This window comes from Ensifer sp. VA4, assembly GCF_055710065.1.
In genome coordinates, this window is sequence record NZ_JBVQPO010000001.1 from 391,817 (window position 1) to 416,787 (window position 24,971).

The 24,971-nt window shown below is 62.2% G+C and carries 27 protein-coding genes; 10 read left to right on the plus strand and 17 right to left on the minus strand.

The genetic code is table 11. The features are described from left to right. The first annotated feature begins 266 nt into the window (after window positions 1-266). Window positions 267-2,717, plus strand: a complete 2,451-nt coding sequence (locus tag AC0C6X_RS01845) for a tetratricopeptide repeat protein (RefSeq protein ID WP_472951630.1) — start codon at window positions 267-269, stop codon at window positions 2,715-2,717. Window positions 2,718-2,913: 196 nt separating this feature from the next. Here AC0C6X_RS01845 and ggt read toward each other — a convergent pair whose 3' ends face one another. Continuing rightward, the gene (gene ggt, locus AC0C6X_RS01850) at window positions 2,914-4,518 is read right to left on the minus strand and encodes a gamma-glutamyltransferase (protein ID WP_247958064.1); all 1,605 of its coding nucleotides are present in this window, start codon (window positions 4,516-4,518) and stop codon (window positions 2,914-2,916) included. Window positions 4,519-4,732: 214 nt separating this feature from the next. On the opposite strand from ggt, the gene AC0C6X_RS01855 reads away from it, so the two are divergent. Next, complete coding sequence (locus tag AC0C6X_RS01855) at window positions 4,733-4,981, plus strand: hypothetical protein (RefSeq protein ID WP_247958065.1); 249 nt, start codon at window positions 4,733-4,735, stop codon at window positions 4,979-4,981. Between the two features lie 43 nt (window positions 4,982-5,024). Here AC0C6X_RS01855 and AC0C6X_RS01860 read toward each other — a convergent pair whose 3' ends face one another. Beyond that, entirely contained in the window at window positions 5,025-6,164 is a 1,140-nt protein-coding gene (locus AC0C6X_RS01860; RefSeq protein WP_173515683.1) for a fumarylacetoacetate hydrolase family protein, read from the minus strand. Window positions 6,165-6,418: 254 nt separating this feature from the next. Here AC0C6X_RS01860 and AC0C6X_RS01865 point away from each other — a divergent pair, with 254 nt between their 5' ends. Then, on the plus strand, window positions 6,419-6,862 hold the full coding sequence (locus tag AC0C6X_RS01865) for a hypothetical protein (protein WP_246304263.1): 444 nt from the start codon (window positions 6,419-6,421) through the stop codon (window positions 6,860-6,862). A gap of 82 nt (window positions 6,863-6,944) precedes the next feature. Here the strand turns inward: AC0C6X_RS01865 and AC0C6X_RS01870 are convergent, their stop codons facing one another. Continuing rightward, a complete protein-coding gene (locus AC0C6X_RS01870; RefSeq protein WP_247958066.1) occupies window positions 6,945-7,565 on the minus strand; it encodes a TetR/AcrR family transcriptional regulator in 621 nt (206 codons plus the stop codon). A gap of 72 nt (window positions 7,566-7,637) precedes the next feature. Here AC0C6X_RS01870 and AC0C6X_RS01875 point away from each other — a divergent pair, with 72 nt between their 5' ends. Continuing rightward, window positions 7,638-8,411 carry a 3-oxoacyl-ACP reductase family protein gene (locus tag AC0C6X_RS01875; protein WP_247958067.1) on the plus strand — a complete coding sequence of 258 codons (774 nt, stop codon included), beginning with the start codon at window positions 7,638-7,640 and terminating at the stop codon, window positions 8,409-8,411. A 131-nt stretch (window positions 8,412-8,542) separates the two neighbouring features. On the opposite strand, the gene AC0C6X_RS01880 is transcribed toward AC0C6X_RS01875, so the two are convergent. Next, window positions 8,543-9,796 carry an NAD(P)/FAD-dependent oxidoreductase gene (locus AC0C6X_RS01880; protein ID WP_173515679.1) on the minus strand — a complete coding sequence of 418 codons (1,254 nt, stop codon included), beginning with the start codon at window positions 9,794-9,796 and terminating at the stop codon, window positions 8,543-8,545. A gap of 310 nt (window positions 9,797-10,106) precedes the next feature. After that, complete coding sequence (locus AC0C6X_RS01885; protein ID WP_173515678.1) at window positions 10,107-10,271, minus strand: DUF1328 domain-containing protein; 165 nt, start codon at window positions 10,269-10,271, stop codon at window positions 10,107-10,109. A gap of 227 nt (window positions 10,272-10,498) precedes the next feature. Between AC0C6X_RS01885 and AC0C6X_RS01890 the strand changes: the two genes are divergently transcribed. Then, window positions 10,499-10,696, plus strand: coding sequence for a hypothetical protein (locus tag AC0C6X_RS01890; protein WP_173515677.1), 198 nt, complete (start codon window positions 10,499-10,501; stop codon window positions 10,694-10,696). A 235-nt stretch (window positions 10,697-10,931) separates the two neighbouring features. Here the strand turns inward: AC0C6X_RS01890 and AC0C6X_RS01895 are convergent, their stop codons facing one another. Beyond that, complete coding sequence (locus tag AC0C6X_RS01895; protein WP_312032950.1) at window positions 10,932-11,180, minus strand: CsbD family protein; 249 nt, start codon at window positions 11,178-11,180, stop codon at window positions 10,932-10,934. Beyond that, window positions 11,177-11,500, minus strand: a complete 324-nt coding sequence (locus tag AC0C6X_RS01900) for a hypothetical protein (RefSeq protein WP_247958068.1) — start codon at window positions 11,498-11,500, stop codon at window positions 11,177-11,179. Before AC0C6X_RS01900 ends, AC0C6X_RS01895 begins: the two co-directional genes overlap by 4 nt. A 503-nt stretch (window positions 11,501-12,003) precedes the next feature. Between AC0C6X_RS01900 and AC0C6X_RS01905 the strand changes: the two genes are divergently transcribed. Continuing rightward, window positions 12,004-12,252, plus strand: coding sequence for a glycine zipper domain-containing protein (locus AC0C6X_RS01905; protein WP_173515675.1), 249 nt, complete (start codon window positions 12,004-12,006; stop codon window positions 12,250-12,252). A 51-nt stretch (window positions 12,253-12,303) separates the two neighbouring features. Here the strand turns inward: AC0C6X_RS01905 and AC0C6X_RS01910 are convergent, their stop codons facing one another. After that, window positions 12,304-12,504 (minus strand): NepR family anti-sigma factor, encoded by a 201-nt coding sequence (locus AC0C6X_RS01910; RefSeq protein WP_173515674.1) that lies wholly within the window; start codon window positions 12,502-12,504, stop codon window positions 12,304-12,306. A gap of 288 nt (window positions 12,505-12,792) precedes the next feature. Between AC0C6X_RS01910 and AC0C6X_RS01915 the strand changes: the two genes are divergently transcribed. Further along, window positions 12,793-13,590: a response regulator gene (locus tag AC0C6X_RS01915; protein ID WP_247958070.1), complete on the plus strand. Its 798-nt coding sequence runs from the start codon at window positions 12,793-12,795 to the stop codon at window positions 13,588-13,590. A gap of 109 nt (window positions 13,591-13,699) precedes the next feature. Here AC0C6X_RS01915 and AC0C6X_RS01920 read toward each other — a convergent pair whose 3' ends face one another. The 8 genes from AC0C6X_RS01920 to AC0C6X_RS01955 form a co-directional block, all read right to left on the minus strand. Continuing rightward, window positions 13,700-14,830 carry an AI-2E family transporter gene (locus AC0C6X_RS01920; RefSeq protein ID WP_472951844.1) on the minus strand — a complete coding sequence of 377 codons (1,131 nt, stop codon included), beginning with the start codon at window positions 14,828-14,830 and terminating at the stop codon, window positions 13,700-13,702. A gap of 137 nt (window positions 14,831-14,967) precedes the next feature. Next, entirely contained in the window at window positions 14,968-15,138 is a 171-nt protein-coding gene (locus AC0C6X_RS01925) for a hypothetical protein (RefSeq protein ID WP_173515672.1), read from the minus strand. Between the two features lie 172 nt (window positions 15,139-15,310). After that, the gene (locus AC0C6X_RS01930) at window positions 15,311-15,658 is read right to left on the minus strand and encodes a RidA family protein (protein ID WP_060516475.1); all 348 of its coding nucleotides are present in this window, start codon (window positions 15,656-15,658) and stop codon (window positions 15,311-15,313) included. A 172-nt stretch (window positions 15,659-15,830) separates the two neighbouring features. Then, on the minus strand, window positions 15,831-16,658 hold the full coding sequence (locus AC0C6X_RS01935; protein ID WP_173515671.1) for an ABC transporter ATP-binding protein: 828 nt from the start codon (window positions 16,656-16,658) through the stop codon (window positions 15,831-15,833). Continuing rightward, complete coding sequence (locus tag AC0C6X_RS01940) at window positions 16,655-17,497, minus strand: ABC transporter ATP-binding protein (RefSeq protein WP_173515670.1); 843 nt, start codon at window positions 17,495-17,497, stop codon at window positions 16,655-16,657. The genes AC0C6X_RS01935 and AC0C6X_RS01940 overlap by 4 nt, the downstream gene beginning before the upstream one ends. Before the next feature lie 2 nt (window positions 17,498-17,499). Further along, the gene (locus AC0C6X_RS01945; RefSeq protein ID WP_173515669.1) at window positions 17,500-18,408 is read right to left on the minus strand and encodes an ABC transporter permease subunit; all 909 of its coding nucleotides are present in this window, start codon (window positions 18,406-18,408) and stop codon (window positions 17,500-17,502) included. A gap of 10 nt (window positions 18,409-18,418) precedes the next feature. Then, window positions 18,419-19,423, minus strand: coding sequence for an ABC transporter permease subunit (locus AC0C6X_RS01950; protein ID WP_173515668.1), 1,005 nt, complete (start codon window positions 19,421-19,423; stop codon window positions 18,419-18,421). A gap of 216 nt (window positions 19,424-19,639) precedes the next feature. Then, window positions 19,640-21,235 (minus strand): ABC transporter substrate-binding protein, encoded by a 1,596-nt coding sequence (locus tag AC0C6X_RS01955; RefSeq protein ID WP_173515667.1) that lies wholly within the window; start codon window positions 21,233-21,235, stop codon window positions 19,640-19,642. A 646-nt stretch (window positions 21,236-21,881) separates the two neighbouring features. Between AC0C6X_RS01955 and AC0C6X_RS01960 the strand changes: the two genes are divergently transcribed. Then, entirely contained in the window at window positions 21,882-22,595 is a 714-nt protein-coding gene (locus tag AC0C6X_RS01960; protein WP_173515666.1) for a helix-turn-helix transcriptional regulator, read from the plus strand. A 73-nt stretch (window positions 22,596-22,668) separates the two neighbouring features. Next, entirely contained in the window at window positions 22,669-23,058 is a 390-nt protein-coding gene (locus tag AC0C6X_RS01965; protein WP_472951643.1) for a response regulator, read from the plus strand. A 91-nt stretch (window positions 23,059-23,149) separates the two neighbouring features. Here AC0C6X_RS01965 and rirA read toward each other — a convergent pair whose 3' ends face one another. Then, complete coding sequence (rirA, locus tag AC0C6X_RS01970; RefSeq protein ID WP_173515664.1) at window positions 23,150-23,614, minus strand: iron-responsive transcriptional regulator RirA; 465 nt, start codon at window positions 23,612-23,614, stop codon at window positions 23,150-23,152. Between the two features lie 214 nt (window positions 23,615-23,828). On the opposite strand from rirA, the gene AC0C6X_RS01975 reads away from it, so the two are divergent. After that, on the plus strand, window positions 23,829-24,848 hold the full coding sequence (locus AC0C6X_RS01975; RefSeq protein ID WP_472951847.1) for a Fe(3+) ABC transporter substrate-binding protein: 1,020 nt from the start codon (window positions 23,829-23,831) through the stop codon (window positions 24,846-24,848). Window positions 24,849-24,971 lie beyond the last annotated feature (123 nt).

Sequence of the window (24,971 nt, forward strand, 5' to 3'; positions counted from 1 at the left end):
AATGCTCCCGAACCGGCTGCGGACCTGGGGGTCAGCCTCGGGCCCGCAGACCACGAGAAGACGGGATGGCCAGCGCCAGTGTATTTTCGATCGCTGTCCATCGAGCTTCATCGGTGGCCGAGCGCGAAACCCTTGACTTGCCCCTTGTCAAGGCCGCGGCTTGCTCATCAAATCGACATCACGGGAACAGGAAGCGCGATTGGAAGCGGGTGTTCAAAGACTGACGGGCAGGAAGCGGCACTTGATTGTAATGGGAACCCGGGCCGATGTCGAAAGCCAGCCGTAAGCACGAGCCGGTCGCCCGCTCACATCCGCAGTCGGCTGGCGTGCCGCGTCGCTTCAAGCAGGCGCGCGCCCTCCGGGCCAAACTTGCGATCCTGGCGATGGTCTTGGGCGGCGTCGCGATGGCCTTCTGGCTTGTCAACGATGGCATCTGGCCATCGCGTGTGTCGCGCGAGACTGGCGGCTCGTCCTCTGCCGCGACGTTCGTCGGGAGCGAGACCTGCGCCGGGTGCCACGGCGCGGAAGCGAATCTCTGGCGTGGTTCGCAGCATAAGCTCGCGATGGACCACGCGACCGACGGTTCCGTGCGGGGCGACTTCAACGACGTGCGTTTCGATCATTACGGGGTACAATCACGCTTCTTCCGCAAGGGTGGAAAATTCCTCGTCGAAACCGACGGGCCGGACGGCAAGCCGGCGACCTTCGAAGTCAAATACACGTTCGGTATCGATCCCCTGCAGCAATACCTGATCGAGTTCCCGGACGGCCGGATTCAGGCGCTTTCGATTGCCTGGGACAGCCGCCCAAGGGAGCAAGGCGGACAGCGCTGGTTTCATCTCTATCCGGGCGAGCCAATCCGTCACGACGACATTCTGCACTGGACCAAGCCCAATCAGAACTGGAACTATATGTGCGCCGAATGCCACTCGACTGGCGTGCGCAAGAACTACGATGCCGCAAGTGATCGCTTCGCAACGTCTTGGTCCGAAATCAGCGTCGGCTGCGAGGCCTGCCACGGCAAGGGCTCCGGCCACGTCGCCTGGGCGCGCGACCGCCAAAGCTGGTGGCCGTTCGGCAAGACGGAAAGCCCGGACAAGGGACTAGGGGTCCGCTTCGACGAACGGGCGAGCGTCGGCTGGTCACACGATACCGGGACGGGAAAGCCGCGGCGCAGTGCATCGCCACCGCTGCTGCGCAAGGAGGTGGAAACCTGCGGCCTGTGTCATGCGAGGCGCGGCCAATTCTCCGAGGATTGGGTGCCCGGAACGTGGCTGTCCGACACTCACAGGATTTCGCCGATCGATCGCAGCCTGTTTGAGGCCGACGGCCAGATGCGCGACGTCGAGGAGACCTACAACTACGGTCCCTTCAAGCAGAGCAAGATGTTCGCCGGAGGCGTCACTTGCAGCGACTGCCATGACCCGCACAGCGCCGCGCTGCGCCTTCCGGGGGACGGCGTCTGCGGACAGTGCCACGCATCGGAGACGTACGAGACCGCTGCCCATCGCCACCACGACAAGGCGAACCCGCCGCTGGCATGCGCATCCTGCCACATGCCAGAACGCACCTATATGGTGATCGACCAGCGGCATGATCACAGCTTCCGCATCCCGCGACCGGATCTGTCAGCCAAACTCGGCACCCCCAACGCCTGCAACGACTGCCATCGGGAGGAATCGGCGCAATGGGCAGCCGCGGCGGTCGAGCGCTGGTTCGGGCCGCAGCGCAAGGGATTTCAGAATTATGCTGAAGCATTCCATGCAGCGTGGACCGATCGTCCCGATGCGAACAAGCTTCTCGCCCCCGTCGCCAGCGACCCGGCCGCATCGCCCTTCGTTCACGCCAGCGCACTGACCGAGTTGAGCGCGTACTTGTCCGCCCTCAACGTCGATCTTGCGCGATCCGGGCTTTCCGATCGTGACCCGATGGTGCGCCTCGGTGGGCTCGATATGCTCGAAGGCGTGCCCGCTGATCAGCTCTGGCCGCTGGTGTCGCCGCTTCTGTCCGACCCGGTCCGCGGCGTGCGCCTCAGGGCGGTGTCGCTGCTGGCGGCGGTTCCGGCTGCAAGCCAGCCTTCAGCCGATCGCGATAGCTTCGAGCGGGCGGTGGCCGAGTTCATCGCCGCCCAGCGCACCAATGCCGATCGCCCTGAGGCACGCAGCGCGCTGGGGACCTTCCTAGCCCAGCGCGGGCTCGTTGCGGAGGCGCAAGCCGAATACAAGGCTGCGCTGCGCTTGAGTCCGCAATTCACGCCGGCAGCAGTCAATCTCGCCGACCTCTACAGGCAACTCGGACGGGACGCCGACAGCGAGCAGCTGTTGCGCGCTGCACTCGCCGACTTCCCGAAGGACGCGGACGTTCATCATGCGCTCGGCTTGACGCTCGTGCGCCTCAACCGGTTCGACGAGGCACTTGCGGAACTGCGTCAGGCGGCCGAACTCGCGCCCGACCAGGCACGATATGCCTATGCATACGCGATCGCCTTGCATTCGGCCGGGCGCGCCGGCGACGCGATTGCCGTGCTGCAGGCGAGTCTGGCGCGTCATCCTCATGATCGGGACACTTTGCTGGCGCTGACGACGCTCAGTCGCGATAGCCGCGATCTCGTCGCCGCGCTCGACTATGCCGAACGGTTGCTCCGGCTCACCCCGAACGATCAGGATCTCGCTCGCTTCGTTCAGGAGCTTCGGCGATTGAAGAACTCCGGGCAATGAGGCTTGGGCAACAGCCGAGGATCCCAGCACCGGAATTTCCTGTCGGCATCGACGAGCGGCACCAATGGGTCGAAACGCGTCGATCGCAGCTTCCGAGGTAAGGTCTGGAGGTGGCGCAAACCTGCAACTCGGCGGCATCTATGCATGTCCGCTGTCGCACCTTGTCGCGTGATGTCCCAACGGCTGGCCGGCAAGTCTAGAAAGCCAACGCGCAGCCGTCCTTGCGCGGGTCCGAGCCCGCCTGCAAGACGCCGTTGATCGAATCGATCAGGATCGCCTGCCCGCCGCCATGCGGCATCTCGGCGACCATGACCTCATGGCCGAGTGCCGCGAGCCCTTTCAGCACGTCCTCGCGGATGCCGCGTTCAGCCTCGAAGCGGCCCATCTGGTGGAAGCCGCGGGCGCAGTCGATCGCCTCCTGCACATTCATGCCGAAATCGACGATGTTGGTCAGCACATGGCTCTGCCCGACCGGCTGGAAGCCGCCGCCCATCACCCCGAAAGACAGCCACGGCCGGCCATCCTTCATCGCCATCGCCGGGATGATGGTGTGCAGCGGGCGTTTGCGCGGTCCCACGCAATTGGGGTGCGCAGGATCGACGCGGAAACCGATGCCGCGGTTATGCAGCAATACGCCGGTCTTCGGGCTGCTGATGCCGGTGCCGTACGACCAGAACAGCGAATTGATGAAGGAGCAGGCATTGCCCTTTTCGTCGACCACGCTGATGTAGACGGTGTCGCGATAGGTGGTGGCACCCGCTGGACCGGCGACCGGCATGGCCTTCTTCAGGTCGATGCGGCTGCGCAGCTCGTCGGCAAAGGCAGCGGAAAGCAGCTTTTCCACCGGCACGTCGGCAAAGTCGGGATCGGCGACATATTTGTCGCGCGCCTGGAAAGCGAGCCTTGTGGCCTCGGCTTCAATGTGGAAACGCTCGACGCCGACCGGATCGTATCTCCCCAGATCGAAGCCCTTCAGGATATTGAGCATCAGCAAGGTGGTGATGCCGACGCCGCTTGGCGGGATTTCCAGAAGTTCTATTCCGCGATAGGTCGTGGATATCGGATCGACCCAGAAGGCCTCTTGCGCGGCGAAGTCGTCGAGCGCGTGCATACCGCCGAGGCTGCTGAGGTAGCCCACCATGTCCTCGGCGACCCAGCCTGAATAGAAGCCGTCACGGCCCTTGGCGGCGATCTCACGCAGAGCCTTCGCGTGCTCGGGCTGGCGAAACAGTTCGCCCGCCCTCGGGGCGCGACCATCCTTCAGCCACATGCGCGCACTGTTGGCGTCCGCTTTGAGCTTGTCTTCGTTGCGGCTCCAATCGACGGCAACCCGTTCGGTGACCGCAAAACCCTCCTCCGCATGGCGAATGGCGGGCTGCAGCAGGTCACCCAGCGGCATGGAGCCGAAACGCTGGTTCAGCTTGCTCCAAGCATCGACCGCGCCGGGAATGGTGACCGCATGCACCGAGGTGAGAGGGATCTCCTTCAGTCCCTGCTTCAGCAGGTGTTCGGCGGTGAGGCCCTGGGGCGCACGGCCCGATCCGTTGAGGCCGAAGACCCGATTGCCATTGGCGACATCGGTGCCGGCGGGAGCAAAGAGAACGAAATTGTCGCCGCCGATGCCGGTTGAACCGGGCTCCACCACGCATTGCACGGCGCAGGCGGCAATCGCGGCATCGGCGGCATTGCCGCCGCGGCGCAGGATCTCGATGGCCGTGAGCGTGGCAAGGGCGTGCGAGGTGGCGGCGGCGCCGTGCCGGCCCATGACGACGGAGCGGCCAGGCAGGTGCAGGTCACGCATGGGGCAGGAACTCCAAGAGACGAGAACAACTCAGGCGCACGAGCCTAGGCGCCTGCCGGGCGGATGGAAAGGCCGGAGTTGATGCGCGCTGCGCCGCAACCGATCGCCCGGCGCATGCGCAGAAGCGATTGGCGACAGCACTTCTGGGCTGCCCAACGCCCCGCAAGAGGCGCATAATCCCATCCCTTCCAAGCGATCAGGCGGAGGACGGCCGATGTTCGATGCTGGCAGAAAGACGGATGCCGAATATGCGATCGAGTACATCCAGGAAAATCCGGAAGCCGGTCTTTGTTGCGAGGATCAGCGCTGGTGGATTACGCCGAACGCCAACGAGACCGATCAGCAGATCCTGTTCCTCGACGCCGTCGAGGCGGAGCGCCTGAAGGACGATGCACGCCTTCAAGCCGTGCCTGACATCGCCCACCCCGGCCGAGCTCTCTGGATCATGCGGAAGATGACTTAGGGGCGGCGAGCGGACTGCGACCAACGGAGGAAAGCTGGCCGCGCTAGAGCAGCCCCCGTCCAGCAAGGTTGCGCATCAGCGCCGCCGCGCCGAAGCTCCAGGGCGCACATTCCGTCGAAAGCCGGACGGTGTTGGTCAGCCGGCCGAGCTCCGCGTTGGCGATCGTCACGACGTCGCCCAGCTTGTGGGTGAAGCCCTGGCCGGGTTCGTCGCGGTCTTCGACGGGAGCGAAGAGCGTGCCCATGAACAGCATCAGGCCATCGGGATATTGGTGGTGCGGACCGATGGTCTGGGCGACGAGGTCGAGCGGGTCACGGCTGATCTCCGCCATCGAGCTTCGGCCGGTAAGCCGATAGCCGTCCTCCCCTTCGACGAACAGGGTGAGCTCGGCCTTGCGGACATCGTCGATCGTGTAGGTTTCGTCGAAGAGGCGAATGAAGGGGCCGATGGCACAGGAGGCGTTGTTGTCCTTGGCCTTGCCGAGAAGCAGCGCGGAGCGGCCCTCAATGTCGCGCAGGTTGACGTCGTTGCCGAGCGTTGCGCCCTTCACCTGACCGCCGGAGGAGACCGCGAGCACGATCTCCGGCTCCGGATTGTTCCAGTGCGAGGCGGGGTGCAGGCCGACATCGGCACCGGGACCGACCGCCGAAAGCACCTGGGCCTTGGTGAAGACCTCGGCATCCGGGCCGATGCCCACTTCCAGATATTGCGACCAGACGCCCTCCTCCTGGAGTGCTGCCTTGACGCGGGCTGCTTCCGGCGAGCCGGGCTTCAGGTTGCGCAGGCTGTCACCGATGACTGCGGTGACGCGGCTGCGGATCGCCTCGGCACGGGAGGCGTCGCCCGCCGCCCGCTCCTCGATGACGCGCTCGATCATCGAGCGCGCGAAGGTGACGCCACAGGCCTTCACCGCCTGCAGATCCGAGGGGGCAATCAGATGAAGGGTCGATGCCTCCGTCTTCCGCGCGAGGCAGTCCTCAAGCGAGGCGAGTCGGTCACCGGACATGGCGCGCACATGCGCGACCGGATCCGGAAGCTCGAGCAGGTCGCGCATGGTCGGCGTCGTTTTCGAGGTGATATCGAACAGAGCGCCGTCACGGATCGTGACAAGCGACGGCCCGCCGAGATCGGGTCTCCAGACGCGGCCGACAAAAGTGCCCTTGCTAAACGCTGTATCGGTCATGCTGCCTCTTCCTCCATGAGCGCTCTATTTCTTGCAGCCGAGAAGGGGGCTGTAAAGTCGACGGCGGGCGTGAACATCCCTTGGGTTGCAATATCCGGAACATTGCAAATTTTCACGCGTTTACCGTTATGCCACGCGCCCCCCGGCCGCCCTTGTCGCTTCGCGACGGCGCGAAATCCGTTGCCCACGACTGCCGGGGAAGGTTCAGGAGCAGTCGCCTGTGGCCAGGAGGACGCCAAGAGAGGATGAACGCAATGAACAAGCAGGAAGACTTCAAGGACAAGCCGGTAATCGATCCGGTGACCGGGCAGCCTATGCCGCAAACGCAGATGAGCGATGTGCCTCCGGCCCGCTCGGGGCGCAGCAACTGGCCGATCGTCATCATCCTGCTCGCCGGTCTGGTATTGGCGCTGATCGCCTGGCTGCCGGCTGAACTGAGCCGCGATTCGGCCGAAACGGCGGCACCGCCGCCGACGACGGACCAGCCGGCGACTGGCCAGGCAACCCCTGATGCGACGGCGCCGGGCACGGGCACGACGGGCCAGGCCACGCCGCCGGCCGACACCGGCACGGCACCCTCCAGCGGAACGGCGACGCAGCCGGCACCCGAAGCGACGCCGCAGCAGGGTACCCAGACGCCCGAAACGCAGGGCTCTACCCCGGGCACCACGCCCAATATGACGCAGCCCGCACAGTAAACGGCTGACCGTACCGGTGGCTGGAGGGCTCTCCCTCCGGCCAATTCGCGGAGTGGGATCACGCGGCAGATCGAGCGCGCGCTCAATTCGGCTTGATCGATGCCGCGATCATCGCATCCCAGCCCGCGGCTGCGCAGTCGGCGATTGCCAGCAGGGTTTCTCGTGTCGCCCCGTCGCGGGCTTCGATTGACATTCCGTGCTGGAGCGAAGCGACATAGGCCGCGATTGCCGCGCATGGGGTGCCTTCCGGCAGGTCGCCTTCTGCGATGGCGCGCTCAAACCGCCGCTCGAGCGCAACCTGCTTCTGAAGACGACGCATCTTCAGCGCGTCACAGACCTCTGCATCCCCGCCCGCCATCTGCGGCGCCGAGAGCACGACCATGCAGCCGCGCGGTTCGCCGCCGCGGGTGAAGTTGTCGGCGGTGCGTCTCAGGAGGTCATGTACCGCCGCCTTGGCCGTGGGCGCCGACTCCAGATGATCCCAGATGCCGGCGCCATCCGTCCGGCCATAGAGATCGACCGCTTCGATGAAGAGCCGTGCCTTGCTGCCGAAGGCGGCGTAGAGGCTCGGCGGTTTCAGCCCCATTGCCTGGGTCAGATCCGCAAGCGACGTGTTGTCGTAGCCCTTATCCCAGAACAGCTGCATGGCACGCGCCAGCGCCTCCTCTCGGGAAAAATTGCGTGGACGGCCGCGGCTCGGCATGGGAGCAATTCCTTTCTGTATCGATCAATACATAAATCGCTTGACAGTGCCTGGCAAGTCGTCTCTCCATATATGTATCGATCACTACAAATATGGAGAGACGCAGTGACGAATCTGAAAGACAAGGTGGCCCTGGTGACGGGCGGCAGCCGTGGCATCGGCGCGGCAATCGCAAAACGGCTGGCGGCGGAAGGCGCAACCGTAGCGGTGACCTACAGTCAATCCAAGGCGAAGGCCGAGACGCTGGTGACGGAGATCACGCGGGCCGGCGGCAGCGCGTTGGCAATCAAGGCGGACAATCGCGAGGCGGGCGCCGTCGAGGCCGCCGTCCAGACAGTCGCCGAAAAACACGGCCGCATCGATATCCTCGTCAACAATGCCGGTGTATTCGATGCCGGAACGGTGACGGAGGTGACCACCGACGATTTCGACCGGACAATCGACGTCAATGTGAAGGCCGTGTTCCTTGCGACGCGCGCCGCGGCTGCGCACATGCCCGATGGTGGACGTGTCATCTCGATCGGCAGCAACCTCGCCGCCCGCGTTCCGTGGCCCGGCATGAGCCTTTATGTGCTGAGCAAGAGCGCCCTGGTCGGGTTTACCAAGGCGGTGGCGCGCGATCTCGGGCCGAGGGGGATCACCGTCAACGTTGTCCATCCCGGCTCGACGGATACGGACATGAACCCTGCCGATGGCGAGCACGCCGGTCCGCAGCGCGGGCTGATGGCGATCCCGCGCTTCAACGAAGCAAGCGATGTGGCAGGTGTCGTCGCGTGGCTTGCTGGTCCCGACGGCCGCAGTGTCACCGGCGCCGAATTCACCATCGACGGCGGCACCAACGCCTGAACCGACTGGCAAACGAACAAGACCGGAAGCATTGCTCCGGCCTTGTTCAAGCATTGCGCGCAGCCTGCCCGCACAATACTTGAAACGCGCTTCCGGACGGAAAACCGCCCGATACTTCTTGCGGAATTGCTTTAGACCAGGAAGCGTTCCGGGCGGTAGGGCGCGATATCGATCACTGTCTTTTCGCCGGTCATGGCCTCTGCCAGCGCCCGGCCGGTCACGGGCCCGAGTGTCATGCCATGATGCGCATGGCCGAAGGCGAACCACAGGCCCTCGTGGCGCGGCGCCTTGCCGATGACCGGCATCATGTCGGGCGTGCAGGGACGCGCGCCCATCCATGGCTCCTCGTCGCGGCGTTCCGCGAGCGGGAAGAACTCGCGCGCCACTCGCTCGGCCCGCGTCAATTGCACTGGCGTCTTCGGCGCGTCGCGCCAGGCAAATTCGGCGCCGGTGGTGAGGCGCACACCGCGCAGCATCGGCGCGAGGAAATAGCCCCTCTCGGCGTCGAGCACCCAGTTGTTGAGTTGCGCGCCCTCCTGCACGCCGTAGTGCATATGGTAGCCGCGCTTGACCGCCAGCGGGAAATGGTAGCCGAGCTTGCGGGTGACCGTGTCAGCCCAGGGACCGAGCGCCACGACCACCTCGCGCGTCTCCAGCGGTCCCTCGGGTGTCGCGACGCGCCAGCCGGGGCCTTCGAGGATATGCTCCGTGGTTGCCGCGTCGCCGGAAACCAGACGCCCACCCAAGGACTGGAAATAGGCGAGATAGGCCTTGTTGAGGCTGTGCGGGTCGCGGATCGACCAGGGATCGCTCCAGCGCAGGCCGCCAACGAGATCGGCCCTGATCGACGGCTCGATCGTCTTCAGCTCGCTCGTCGAAAGCTTCTGGTGATTGACGCCGAAGCCGGCCGAGAGCTTCTCCGCCTCCTTGTAGGCGGCGTCTCGCTCCTTCTCCGTACGAAACACCTTCATCCAGCCATCCTTGCGGATGAGGTCGCCGGCGCCGGAGGCCTCGATCAGGTCCTGGTGCTCGCTGATCGAATGCTCGATCAACGGCGCATAGAGATGCGCGATGCGCTGGTGCTGGGTAAAGCCCGAATGCCACCAGTAGCGGGCCAAGAACGGCACTAGCCCCGGCAGGGCCCGGAAATGATAGGACGCGTCGATGGTATTGTTCAGCGCGTAGCGGAAGAGCGCCCCGAAGTCGTGCGGGAAGCCATAGGGAAACACCCCCTCGCGCTGGATCAGGCCCGCATTGCCGTAGGAGGTTTCCTCGCCGGCACCGCGACGGTCGAGCAGCACCACCGACTTGCCACGCCGCGCCAGATGGATGGCGGTGGAAATGCCGACGATACCGGCGCCGAGAACCACTACATCAGTCTTCATTTGCGGCTGCCCCATTGTCCGATCAAGTCAAGCCGCCGCCCCACGTCGGTTGCTCGCTCGAATATCGCTGCGGCTCAGGAGGATCCGCAGCAGATGGCTGTAGGAGATTGCCACGATCGAAGAGGCGACCTGATCTTCAGCCAAGTTCCAGCGATTTCACGATGCTCGGTACCCTCAAGGAAAAAGCTGCGGTTTCGGCATCAATAGCCAAGCCGGCCCGTAAGGGCAAGCAAGACCAAGCCGAGAGGTCAGATGCAGCAAGGGCGACGTTGCCGCCGCCCGTTTCGAACCCGCTCAAATTTGCGACCGCTCAGCCTCGACGCACCAGGCCTGCAACCAGCGAAATCACCAGGAAGACGAGGAAAAGGAAGAAAAGGACCTGCGCGATCCCCGCGGAGGCCCCCGCGATGCCACTGAAACCAAGTACACCCGCTATGATTGCCACAACGAGAAAGACAAGTGCATAGTATAACATAGCAATTCTCCTTGCCAGGATTACTGCAGAGCAAACGCCACAACTATCACTTTGTTCCGAATGGCATATGAAATGCGATCTACGCGAACCTTCATCTCAACAGACCATTAACCAATGATTTACCATGATAGACAAAAGAATCCCGATTCGAGACTGTTTGTACAGGAAACGCCCGGAACCTTCGCGATACTCTGACGTTCCTCCTCCAAGGAATATGCAGGGTCGAAATGAAAATGCCGGCAGCACATATCTGGAAAACTGCGGTTGAAGCGGGTCGGGAGAGAAGGGATATCCAGGACCGGAATCTCCACATCGGCAAGACGATGCGCGAACTATACGTCAGCAGCAGCGAAGATCAGAGCGCAAAACTCGAACATCTTCTCAAAGAACTTCGCCGGCGCGAACGGATGAAAAAGAAGAAATAACCAAACTCTGCAGGTGAATAAGAAGCGACCGTGACCAACACCGGACGTCTGGTCTTATTATATTTTCCCTTACCGTATTCGCACTTGAGCATTACTGGGGAATAATTCACCCTTGACGATATCAAGAATTTCCCCGTAGCCCATCGCGATCCTTCAGATTCGCGCCTTGCGCTTCATGTTTGGACACTTCGCATGTCCTATCGCAAAATCGCTGCGGACTTTCGCGCGGCATGCCTCAGCGCCGAGACATCCATTCGTCGATCTGTCGCTCAGCCTCGTCGCGCGCGACCCCGTAACGGGCTTGAATGCGCCCCGCAAGCTCCTCCCGGCGACCATCGATGACGTCGAGGTCGTCGTTGGTGAGTTCGCCCCAATGCGCCTGAACCTTGCCTTTCAGTTCATGCCATTTGCCTTTAACGATATCCCAGTTCATTGCTTCGCCTTTCGGTTGACGACGCCGCGGCGCGGCGCCCAGCGAATTCAATTGCGGCCCTTCGCATTGCCGCCGTGGCGCGCTGCGACGGCGTAGCTGCCGTCATCTAGCTGCATCTTGACCTGCAGGCGACCCGAAGCGGTAACCTGCCACTCGATCGTCGCCTCCTCCACAAACAGGGCCGGGTCGACCTCGGCACAGGCGCCATAGGCATGCTTGAAGCTCCCGGCGGTCGCCTCGATCGCCGGCGAAAGCAGTTCTCGGCATTCGTCTACAGTTTCGAAGGCTTCGATCGGCGCCGGCACCTCGCGGCAGGCATCCGTGGGCTGCATGCAGCCGACCAGGACCATGATGGCAGCGATATGTTCCATGGGCATGTTCCCAGCGTCAAGCTTGAGAACGGCAAACGGCTATGCATGCCCTCCCGTTCCGCCGACCGAGATCAAATTTTTGTTGGAACCTTTGCCCGCGTAATGCGTTGGCCGCGCCCGCCTCGCGCTTTAGATTCGCGAGAACACCACTCCCCACTCCGGCAGCCGTCACTGCCGCCGACGAGCACGACTGCGCGATACACTACCGCCGCACGATGCGATGCCCGAGCGGAGGCTATGGAACAAAACGCCGCAGTCGTCGTTTTCGCAACGATAACAGGTGCTGCGACTGCGGCCGAGCGATGGAGGAGATGCTGGGAGGCAAAGACACACCACACGGAGCTCGCTCCTTACGAGCAAGTCAAAGCTGGCCAATGACGCGGCACGGGGTGCGACCGACAGATGCCTCATTGTCGTCATTCTGTTCGTCATCAGTCCCGGCAAATCAATTTCGAGCAACCGATTCTATGTTCAACAGAGCAACCTTCAGATAGGAACGCGTCATGAAAAAGTTACTGATCGTAGCAAGCCTCATTCTCCCACTGGCCGCCTGCACGCAAACGGAAAAGGGTGCAGCAATCGGCGCAACCGGTGGCGCCATCATCGGTGGCGCAGCAACAGGCAATGTCAGAGGTGCAGCCGTCGGCGCAGCGATTGGTGGTGTCGCCGGTGCGCTCATCGGACATGCCAACGAGCCGGGCCGCTGCATCTATCGCGACCGCTACGGCCGTCGCTATGAGGCGGCCTGCTGATCGGCATGACAATGGAGAGACGGGCCAAAGCCCGTTTCTCCGTAAAGCGGGTTAGGACGCGCGTTCAGCCGTCGCTTCTGCTTTTTCCAGCTTTTCAAGCAGATCGATGAAGAGGTCGGGAACCGGCTCCTGTTCCAAGGCCTGGTATAGCGCCTTCAATCGGGCGCCGATCAATCCATGGGCATCCGGGCCTTCTGCGGCCACATCCAATTCCCTGCCCGGCCCATCCCGTCTTTCGATCCCGTCATCCATGCTCAATATCTACCGCCGCTTGCCGTCTTCCCGTGTCTTCAATCCGCCCGCACGGAAGACCGCTGCAGGGGTTTGCCGGATTTGCTCTAGAGCGCCGTGCGTTCAGATGAACGCACTAAGGTCGCTCTAGCACTTTGTTTCTAGAGCATCTTTCCACTTTCAAGTGATTCCACTTGAAAGTGGAATGCTCTAGGCCGAAAAACGTGTTCAAAACCATTCACGTATTCCGCCGGATCTCCCCTATCCTCAGAAAACAAACGAATCGTTTTGCACCTAAGGAAGTCGTTGATGTCACTTTCGACCCGGATCGCGCCACATCTGCCCTTTTTGCGCCGCTACGCCCGCGCCGTCACCGGTTCGCAGGCTGCGGGTGACGGTTATGTCGCCGCCGTTCTCGAAGCACTCATCGAAGACATCAGCCTCTTTCCGGACACGTCGAACGACCGAATCAGCCTCTACAAGCTATTCTGCTCGCAGTTCGAGAAGATTTCGATCGATCGGACGGAAAACGCCTCGCCGTTTGCCTGGGAGAAACAGGCGGCCGCCAACCTCTCGCTGATCGCGCCTGCCCCGCGCCAGGCCTTTCTGCTCGTCTCGGTCGAAGGCTTCTCGATCGCCGATGCGGCCGAGATCATGGGGCTGAGCCAAGGCGAGTTTTCAAAGCTGTTGACGGCTGCCTCGGAAGATATCTCGCGCCAGGTCGCGACCGACGTGCTGATCATCGAAGACGAGCCGCTGATCGCGCTCGACATCGAAGACATGGTAACCAGCCTCGGTCACAAGGTCACCGGCATCGCCCGCACCCATACGGAGGCTATGGATCTCTATCGCAAAACCTCTCCGAAGATGGTGCTCGCCGACATCCAGCTTGCCGATGGCAGCTCGGGTATCGATGCCGTCAACGAAATCCTCGCGCAGGCTGCAGTGCCGGTGATCTTCATCACCGCCTTCCCGGAACGGCTGCTCACCGGCAAGCGACCGGAACCGGCCTTCCTCGTCACAAAGCCGTTCAATCCGGACATGGTCAAGGCGCTGATCAGCCAGGCCCTGTTCTTCGACGAGCATGCACGCTCGGCCCGGCGCTGACGTGAACTACTGCATGTTTCCTTTAATCGTAGCCGATTAAAGGACAAAAACATGCAGCACTTCAAAGTGCTACAGCGTCCTTTGTGCGTTCATATGAACGCACGGCGCTCTAACCGGGAAGCTGTCGTTCCGACGGCTGCTCGCGCATTTCCTCTACGATCGCCATGGCGATCAGCGAGAGCGGAAGCGCCAGCATGGCGCCGACGGCGCCCCACATCCATGTCCAGAACATGATCGCCAGGAAGACGAGGAACGGGTTGACCTCGAGCCGGTTTCCCAGGATCGCCGGCATCACCAGATTTTCCATGGCAAGATGGACGACGAAGAAGGCGGCGGCCGGAGCAACGATCAGCAGAATCGTCTCGTGGGTCATAAGCCCGCCCACCAGCAATCCAGCGGTCATGGCGGTGACGCCGAGATAGGGAATGAAACTGGAGACGAAGGCGAACAACCCCCAAAGCAGCGGCACGGCAAGCCCACCGATGAGCGCGATCAACATCGTGACGACACCCAGCGCCAGATAGACCAGGCTGGCAATCGAGAAATAACGCGCCAAAGCCTCCTCGATCGCATTCATGATGCGAATGGTGTTCAGGCGGCTTTCCCGGCTGGTAAACGCAAGGATCAGGGCCCGACGCAATTGCAGCCGTCCAAGCAGGAAGAAGCCGAGGGCGGCGAGGAAGATCAGGGTCTGAACCAGCGCCGGCGTCAATCCGGCGACGACGAGACCGAGCATCGGCCCGGCATTCTTGATAACCGTGTCGGCCATCGCATCTTCGCCCGCGCCCCGGGCCAGCGCCAGCCGGCCCCACTCGAACCGCTCGATGAACGGCAGCAGGCGCTCCATGACGCTCTCCGCGAGGCGAGGCGCCTGTTGAGCGAGGTCGCTCAACGGGCCGAGCAATGTGTTGACGATCGCCGAAAGGCCAAGGGCGAAGAACACCGCCAGAAGCAGGCCGCCCATGATGGGTGGCAAGCCGAACCGCGCCAGGCTATCGGCAGCGCGCCCCAGCACGATGCCGATGACGATCGCCAGCGCAACCGGCATCAGGATCGTTTCCATGGTATAGACGGCGGCCGAACAGGCAATCACGAAGAGGCCAACAATGCTCCAGGCCACGAGGATTTCGATTGCATCGCGCTTTGGGGCCGCTGAGGGCGCTGCTGTTACGACCGCGATTTCCTCGTCGATGAGGCGCTTCGACCTCTGCCGGGACGCGACCTGCCGCAACATTTCCACCATCACGCCTCGCTTTCTCTCATCCACCCGGATAGCGCCTCCCTGTGACGCGCGATGCGCGACCGCCTGCCAGAGCCCTATGCCCTGACGGTCCAGCACTCATCGCAGAGAAGGACAGTCGTCGCCTTGGCGCCCGATCAATGATGCTCCGGCGGGAAGACGTGCAGGGTCAGCGACAGCAGGCCGAGACCCAGAATGATGATGAGCAAGGTATAGGCGACACCTGCTGCGGTGTGCGGAACGAGACCAAACCCGATCAGGATGCCTGCGAGGAGAAGGACACAGATCCGTGGCAGCCAATAGAGCATAGACAGTCCTCCCAATTGAGTTGGCCTGGTTTTTCGGCCGGTTTCTTGGATCGGACAGTTAACGTGCGGGCACGTCGATTGGTTCCGCTAGCGCGCTCATGCTACGCAACGAAAAACGCCGCCGGACCCGGGGCCGGCGGCGCGGAAAAACGCGACGATCGTACCGCGGGCCTTAGGCGGCAGCAGCGACGACGATAACTTCGACGAGATATTCCGGGGTCGCGAGCTTGGCTTCGCCGGTGGCGCGCGCCGGGGTATGACCCTGCGGAGCCCAGGCGTCCCAGACCGAGTTCATCTTCGGGAAGTCGGCCATGTCGGCGAGCCAGATGGTGGCCGACAGGATACGGGTCTTGTCGGTGCCGGCGAGCGCCAGAAGACGGTCGACTTCGGCAAGCGCCTGCTTCGTCTGCGTCACGACATCGTCACCGGCATTGCCGACCTGGCCGGCGAGGTAAACGGTGTTGTTGTAGACCACGGCCTGGCTCATACGGGGGCCGGTTTCGAAACGCTTGATTTCCATGATCGTGTTCCTGAGGTTGGGCCGAACGGGTCCGTCCGGCCGAAAAGCGGCTGCCCGCCGCCGAAAGGCGAGAAGTGAAGGCGGCGCGACACCTCTACACGATCGCGTCCCCGAGTCAAAGAAGCCGGACAGTGGCTGCCCGGCTTCGGTGTTTCATTTCATGGGCGAAGGTTCAGGCGGCCCGTTTCTTGGCAAGCCGGGCCTTGATGCTCGCCACATCCGCACGCGGCGTCGCGGCAAACAGGGTCTTGGTATAGCTGTGCTTCGGATCCGCAAAGACCTCGTCGCGGCTGCCATATTCCACGGCCTCGCCGAAATACATCACCATGACGTCGTCGGCGATGTAGCGCACGACCGAAAGATCGTGGCTGATGAAGACGTAGGTCAGCTTGAACTCGTCCTGCAGATCGGCGAGCAGGTTCAAGACCTGTGCCTGAACCGACAGGTCGAGCGCCGACACCGGTTCGTCCAGCACCAGCAGCTTCGGATTCAGCATCAGCGCGCGCGCAATGGCGATGCGCTGGCGCTGACCGCCCGAAAACATGTGCGGGTAGCGGTTGAAGTGCAGTTCGGTGAGACCGACCTTCTTCAGCATCGTCATCGCCCGATCCCGACGCTCGTCGGCGGGCGTATCGGTGTTGATGACCAGCGGCTCCATCAGGATGTCGCCGATCTTCTGGCGCGGATTGAGCGAGCCATAGGGGTTCTGGAAGACGATCTGCACCTTGCGGCGCATCTCCGGCGTCATGTCGCCCTTGGCAATGTCGATCTTCTTGCCCTCGATCAGCAGTTCGCCCGAGGTTGCCGGATCGATCAGCGTGAGAATGCGCCCAAGCGTCGACTTGCCGCAACCGCTCTCGCCGACGATCGCCAGGGTCTTGCCCTGTTCGACGCTGAAGCTCACGCCCTTGAGCGCGTGAACGGTCTTCGCCTTCTTCAACAGACCGCCGGGGATATGGTAGTCGCGCACCAGATTGCGCGCTTCGAGAATCACGCTCATTGGGCAGCTCCCTCATCGACGAAGAGTTCGGAAATCGTCGGCAGACGATCGCCGGTTGCGTTGTCAGGCAGAGCCGCCAGGAGTGCGCGCGTGTAGTTGCTCTTCGGATTCTCGAAGAGAGTCAGCACGTCGGCTTCTTCCATCTTGCGGCCCTTGTACTGGACGACCACCCGGTCGGCGGTTTCCGCAACCACGCCCATGTTATGCGTGATCATGATCAGACCCATCTTGTGCTCGGCCTGCAGCTTCATCAGGAGGTCGAGGATCTGCTTCTGGATCGTCACGTCGAGCGCGGTGGTCGGCTCGTCGGCGATCAGAAGCTTCGGGTTGCAGGCGATCGCGATCGCGATCATCACGCGCTGGCACTGACCGCCCGACATCTGGTGCGGGTAGTGGTTGAGCCGCTCGGCCGGATCCGGGATGCCGACCGCCTCGAACAGCTCGATCGCCCGCTTGCGCCGGGCGGCCTTGTCGAGGCCCATATGGACGCGCAGCACTTCCTCGATCTGGAAGCCGACCGTGAAGCACGGGTTGAGGCTGGCGATCGGCTCCTGGAAGATCATGGCAATGTCCTTGCCGACGATCTTGCGCCGCTCATTCGCCGACATGCCGAGCAGGTCGCGGCCGTTGAAGGCCAACTTGTCGGCCGTGACTTTCGCCGTCCACGGCAGAAGTCCCATGGCGGCCAGCATCGATACGGACTTGCCCGAGCCGGATTCGCCCACGATCGCCAGAACTTCGCCCTCGTGGACCTTCATCGACACGCCGTTGACGGCGCGGAAGGGACCGGAGGCCGTCTGGAATTCGACGACCAGGTTTTCGATTTCGAGAAGCGCCATGATCAGGACCTCTTCAGCTTGGGATCGAGCGCATCGCGCAGGCCGTCACCCATCAGGTTGATCGCCAGCACCGTGACCAGGATCGCGATGCCCGGCAGCGTGACCACCCACCAGTGGCTGCTGATGAACTCGCGTGCTTCGGCGAGCATCGTGCCCCATTCCGGTGTCGGCGGCTGGGCGCCCATGCCGAGGAAGCCGAGGGCCGCAGCATCGAGAATGGCGCTCGAGAAGGAGAGCGTCGCCTGGACGATCAACGGCGCCATGCAGTTCGGCAGGATCGTCTTGAACATCAGGCGACCATGGCCGGCACCGGCAACCTTGGCGGCAACGACATAGTCACGGGTCTTTTCGCTCATGACGGCAGCGCGTGTCAGGCGCACGAAGTGCGGTTGGAAGACGAGCGCAATGGCGATCATGGCGTTGACGAGGCCCGGGCCGAGCACCGCGACGAGCACAAGGGCCAGCAGCAGCGACGGGAAGGCAAGGATGATGTCCATCACGCGCATGATGACGGTATCGACCCAGCCACGGAAGTAGCCGGCGATGACGCCGAGCGCGATGCCGCCGACGAGCGACAGCGTCGTCACGATGACGCCGACGAACAGCGAGAAGCGAGTGCCGTAAATCAGGCGGGACAGCATGTCGCGACCGACGGCGTCGGTGCCGAGCAGGTAGTCGGCGCGGCCGGCCTCCTGCCAGACGGGCGGGACCAGCACCGCATCGCGGTACTGTGCCACCGGATCATGCGGGGCGATCCACGGCGCGAAGACGGCGAGCAGAACGAGGAACAGGAAGAACACGAGGCCGATGACGGCGCCGCGGTTCTCGGCGAAGTAATACCAGAACTCGGCCAGTCGCGCCCGGCGGGACGGATCGGTCGAAACGGCGCTTGTTGCAGCAGCTTGAGACATGACGCCCTCCTTAGTGCCGGATGCGCGGATTGATGAGACCGTAGAGCAGGTCGACGATGAGATTGACCAGCATGATCACCGCGGCGATGACCAGGAGGCCGCCCTGGATGACGGCGTAGTCACGACGCGACACCGAATCCACCATCCACTTGCCGATGCCCGGCCAGGAGAAGATCGTTTCGGTCAGGATCGCGCCGGCGAGCATGACGCCCACCTGCAGGCCGATGGTGGTGACCACCGGGATCATCGCATTGCGCAGCGCATGAACGCCGACGACACGGAAAGTCGAAAGCCCCTTGGCGCGCGCCGTGCGCACGTAATCTTCAGAGAGCACTTCGAGCATCGCCGAACGCGTCTGACGCGCGATGACCGCAAGCGGAATGGTGCCGAGCACGATCGTCGGCAGGACCAGGTGGCTGACCGCAGACTTGAAGGCACCGGCCTGGCCGGACAGCAGCGAGTCTACCAGCATGAAGCCCGTAACCGGCGGGAAGAAGTACATCAGCGAGATGCGGCCCGAGACCGGCGTCCACTGCAGCATGCCGGAGACCAGCATGATCAGCAGCAGGCCCCACCAGAAGATCGGCATGGAAAAGCCGACGAGCGCGGTGCCCATCATCGCCTGATCGATGGCCGAGCCGCGCTTGATCGCCGCGACCACGCCGGCGGGAATGCCGAGAATGACCGCAAAGAGGATCGCGCAGAGCGAAAGCTCGACGGTTGCCGGGAACAGCTCGAAGAACTGGTCGATGACCGGCTTCTTGGTCACGATCGAGGTGCCGAAGTCCCCCTGAAGCACGCCCCAGAGATAATCGAGGTACTGGACCACGATCGGCCGGTCGAAACCGAGTTGATGAGAAATTTCCGCATGTCGCTCCGGCGACATGACGCGCTCGCCCGAAAGCAGCGCTACGGGATCGCCCGGAAGCAGGCGAATGAAGGAGAAGGCGATGATGGAGACCCCGATGAATGTCGGAATCAGGACAGCCAATCGCCCCATGAGAAATCGGAACATGTTACACCCCGCGCCACGTTGCCGCGGCATTGTATCCCGCCGCTGGCACCACTGCATGTCTGCTTAAATCCTACCGGATCCTAGGGCAAAAACATGCAGCAACTCAAATTGTCACAGCGACCTTTGCGCGCCTGATCAGACGCGCGGCGCTGTGGTAGATGCAAAGAGGGGCGCTTGCCCTATGACAAACGCCCCCTTAACGATCAGTTAACTAAATTACTCGACGATGTCCACGCCGTCGAAGGCAAAATCGCCGAGCGGGCTCTGAACGAAGCCTTCGACATTCTTGCGCATCGGAACGACGGAGAGCGAGTGGTCGATCGTCGCCCACGGCGCTTCGCGCTTGAAGACGGCCTGCGCCTCTTCATAGAGCTTGGTGCGCTCGGCGATGTCGGAGGTTTCCTTCGCCTTCTTCACGAGCTTGTCGAATTCCTCGTTGCACCACTGCGCGCGGTTGTTGCCGCCGACGGCATTGCAGCCGAGAAGCGTGTCGAGGAAGTTGTCCGGATCGCCGTTGTCGCCGGTCCAGCCGAGGATGACGGCACCGTCACGATCCTTGGCCTTGGACTTGTCGAGGTATTCGGCCCACTCGTAGGAAACGATCTCGACCTTGACGCCGACTTTGGCGAAGTCGGACTGCATCAGCTCGGCCGCGCGGCGAGCGTTCAGCATGTACGGACGCGAAACCGGCATGGCCCAGAGCTTCATGGACAGGTCCTTGACGCCTGCGTCCTCGAGCATCTTCTTGGCTACTTCCGGCTCGTAGGTGTCGTCTTCGAGCTTGTCGTTGTAGGACCACATCGTCGGCGGGATCGGGTTGACGGCCGGCTGGGCAGCGCCCTGGAAGACGGCGTCGACGATTGCCTGCTTGTTGATCGCCTTGTTCAGCGCCTTGCGGACTTCGACCTTGTCGAACGGAGCCTGGGTCGTGTTGTAGGCGAGGTAGGCGACGTTGAGGCCGGCCTGTTCCATGACCTTCAGGTTCGGGTCTGCCTTCATCTTTTCAACGTCGGCAGCGTTCGGGTACGGCATCAGGTGGCATTCGCCGGCTTGGAGCTTCTGGAAGCGAACCGAAGCGTCGGTGGTGATCGCGAAGACGAGGTCGTCGATCTTCTGCTTGCCACCCCAGTAATCCGGGTTCGCCTTGTAGCGGATGACGGCGTCCTGCTGGTAGGCGACGAAGGCGAACGGACCGGTGCCGAGCGGCATCTGGTTCATCTGTTCCATCTTGCCATCGGCCTGCAGCTTGTCGGCATATTCCTTCGACAGGATCGAAGCGAAGGGCATCGCGATGTTGGCGAGGAACGGCGCTTCCTTGCGCGTCAGGGTGAACTTGACGGTCAGGTCGTCGACCTTTTCGACCGACTTGATGACTTCCGGGAAGCCCATGCCGGCTGCGTATTCCCACGAAGCGCCAGCGATGTACTTGTTCCACGGGTTGTCGGCCTTGAGCTGACGCTCATAGGAGAAGACGACGTCGTCTGCATTGAGGTCGCGGGTCGGCGTGAAGAACTCAGTCGTCTGGAACTTGACGCCCGGACGCAGCTTGAAGGTGTATTCGAGACCGTCGTCGGAGATCTTCCAGCTCTCGGCGAGGCCCGGCTCAACTTCGGTCGTGCCCTTCTTGAACTCGAGCAGGCGGTTGTAGACCGTGTGCGCAGCCGCGTCGAAGGTCGTGCCGGCGGTGTACAGACCCGGGTCAAAACCCTCAGGCGAACCTTCCGAGCAATAGACGAACGTCTTCGACCAGGCAGAGCCGGCCATCAGCGTGGCAAGCGCCGTCGCTGCAAAGAGAGTAGTGAGCTTTTTCATGAGCTTTGCTTCCCAGATTTGTTTTTGTTCTCGTGTTTTCCTGACGCGGAACGCCGTTGCCCCCCGGTCAAGGCCGGATGGAACGACATTTGGCGTCGCATTGCAATAAGTCGCCGCATAAATTTGTCTATGCGAAAAATTCGTCCGCAGGTAGAGCCGGGATATCTGTCCACTGTTTTAGAATCGGCTGACGAATCAGTGCAGCGCGACGCTTTCGGACCAAGGCTTCCGCCTGCTTCCGCAGGGTTTGTCACACGCCTCGTCCGTCCCTCCACCGGGGTTAGTCTCACCCCGGATGCCCACTTCTATTCTACCGCGAACGGCGGGCTGGCGAAATACGCGATCATTCACCGCACGAGGCTCGATTCGGTCCCTACAGCTTTCCGTCAATCCCAAGATACTATGGTAGAAATCACCAACGGGATTGTGCAATAAAATGTATACAAACTCGGGGGAGACAATCGACGTGCCCAGACGTCCTTGGGAGGGACCGGCAGCCGCCTTTTACAGATCGCCGTCTTTCGGCAGGGCTGCCGAGGGACGGGCATGACGCTTGCTGCCAGCAATGCCACAGCCGATCTTTGCCGGTTGATTGCGCCGGCGCGCTGGATAGACTGCCGCGCGACGACAAGGGGATAGCCATTCCGTGGCGGCTTTGCTGGAAAATCACAGGCGGTACGACCTTCGCGACGACCTCGAGAAAGCGCTGAACCGCGTCGACTTCTTCCGCATCTTCCACACGATGGCACTCCGGTTCGGCTTCAGCCATTTCGGCATTCTCCAACTCGGCAACGAGAACGACGCGTGCATGCTGTCCAGCCGCCTGGTGCTGCATGATCTGCCGTCCGGTCTCGCCGAGGAATACGACAAGCGCCACCGCTTCGGTGACTCTCTTTTCTACAAGACTCTGCACCGGTCGGCGATTTCCTCCGTCTGGCGGACGGACGACCCGGGTTGCGACGCCGGCCAGAATTTGCTCGTGCAACTTGGCTTCGAGCTGCTCCTCAGCGTGCCCGTGCATGCGGCCGCGACCGGCGCCCGCTATGCGGTGCTCTTTCTCGGCGATGGCGACGACATCGGCCGCGCCGAACATTTCGAGCTTGCCTATGACGCGGTCTCAGCCTTCGACTATTTCTATCGCGTCGCCCTGGCCAACAAGACCGGCATGGGCCTGACTCCGCGGGAAACCGAAATTCTCAAATGGATCTCGCACGGGAAGACGGCAAGCGAGATCGCCCTCATCGTTTCCGTGTCGGAGCACACCGTAAATTCCCACACCGCAACGATCCTGAAGAAGCTAGACGTCGTCAACCGCACCCAGATGGTGGCGAAGGCGATCCGAGAACAGATCATCCAGTGACAGCCGATGCGTGGTATTGCATTACGCAACGCCCCACGAACAGGACGCCCGCAAGTCAGCAAGGGTATCGGTCATGACGCGAAACGCCCACATCCTGCTCGTTGACGACGATCCGACGGAAAACCTGATCCTGCGTGCGCTGATCCGCAAGGTAAGCAACATCCAGATCGAACTGCATTATTGCCGGACGATGGAAGACGCGCTGGAGTTCCTGCGCTCGGGCAAACCGGTGTCGATGATCCTGCTGGACAACCGGCTACACCCGCAACTCGATTTCCGCGAGACCGTGCCGGCGCTCCGGCACCAGGGTTACATCGGGCCAATCGGGGTGATTTCGGCGTCGCTCGCCGCTCCGTATTTTCAGAATCTGGAGGAGTACGGTGCGGATTTCCGCATCGACAAGGCGGAAATCGACCCGACTGCGATCGATTTCATTTTGCGCGAGTATCTACCGCAGACGTGAGAGGCGGCGAACCTCCACTACAGCGCCGCGCGTCTTAGACGCGCAACGGTCGCTGCAGCACTTTGATTTGCTGCACATGGGTATGGGATCGTCAGGCGGCCGTCGTCTGCGGACGCTTCGTCTCTTCGAGGCCGAGCAGGAAGTTGATCTGCGGACGCGCCTTGACGAGGTCGTCGATCGTATAGCCCTGCAGCACCTCGAAGAAGGCGTTGAGCGCCTTGCGGAGTGCCGCGTTCAGGCCGCAGCTATCGACGAGCGGACAGTCGATCTCGCCCGCCTCGAAACACTCCGCCATCGCGAAGCTGTCTTCCGTCACCTTGACGACATCGAACAGGGTAATGGCCGATGCGGGCTTGGGCAGACGCACGCCGCCATTGCGGCCACGAACGGTCTCGACCAGGCCGGCCTTGGTCAACGGCTGCAAAATCTTGAAGAGAAACAACTCGGAAACGCCATAAGCCCTGGCGATTTCGGGAATGCGGCTGAGCTTTTCTCCGTTCGCAGCGCAGTACATCAACATGCGAACCGCGTAGTTCGTTTGTTTCGTCAGACGCATCATTCACTCCGGCATTCGAGAGGTTCACGAGTTCATCATATAGGACGGATCGTAGTTTGGAACAATTCCAAAAACCTTGAAAAATCACTTCTTCTTGAGTGTTAGCGGTTTCCCGATTGACTGTTTGCGGCGTCGACGTCAGAAAGATGAGCGATTTTGTTAACTTAGCTCAAACAAGAAAATGGAGGAAGCGATGTCCGTTTCAAGAGCAGCGATGGGCATTTTGTCCCTGACGGCAACCCTGCTTACGACGAGCGCCGCCTGGGCCGACGGTGAGGTCAATATCTACTCCTACCGGCAGCCCGATCTGATCAAGCCGCTGCTCGATACCTTCACCAAGGAAACCGGCATCACCACCAATGTGCTCTTCCTCGACAAGGGTCTCGTCGAGCGCATCCAGGCCGAAGGCGCCAACTCGCCAGCCGACGTGATCCTGACCGTCGACATCAGCCGCCTGACGGAAGCCAAGGACGCAGGCGTCACGCAGCCGGTCGTCAACGCGACGATCAACAAGGACATCCCGGCACATTTCCGCGATCCTGATGGCAACTGGTTCGGGCTCACCACACGCGGCCGCGTCGTCTACGCCTCCAAGGATCGCGTCGCCCAGAACGACATCACCTATGAGGAGCTTGCCGATCCGAAGTGGAAGGGCAAGATCTGCACCCGCGACGGCCAGCACTCCTACAACATCGGCCTTTTCGCCTCGATGATCGCCCACCACGGCGAGGCCGAGACCGAGAAGTGGCTGACCGGCCTCAAGAACAATCTCGCCAAGAAGCCCGACGGCGGCGACCGCGACCAGGCCAAGGCGATCCTCGCCGGCGAATGCGACCTGGCGCTCGGCAACACCTACTACGTCGGTCTGATGATGACCAACGAACGGGAGCCGGAACAGAAGGAGTGGGCGGCTGCCATCAAGGTGCTCTTCCCGAACGCCAAGGACCGCGGCACCCACGTCAACATCTCGGGCATGGCGCTCGCCAAGAATTCCCCGAACAAGGAAAACGCGCTGAAGCTGATGGAATTCCTCTCGGAAGGCGAAGCCCAGAAGATCTACGCCGAGCAGGTGTTCGAATATCCGGTTCTGCCGGGCGCCGAACCGTCTGACGTCGTGAAGTCCTTCGGCACGATCAAGCCGGACGAACTGCCGCTCGCCGAGATCGCAGCCAACCGCAAGAAGGCGTCGGAGTTGGTCGACAGGGTCGGCTACAACGACGGTCCGCAGGAATGATCGCGAGCTAAGGTCGAGTTTTCGAGTTACCGACAGCGGGCCCCGGCCCGCTGTTTTCGTTTGGTGCCGTAGCGGTCGTGGATAGCCAGCAGCATTTGCCATGCGCCGGATCCAACAAAAAGG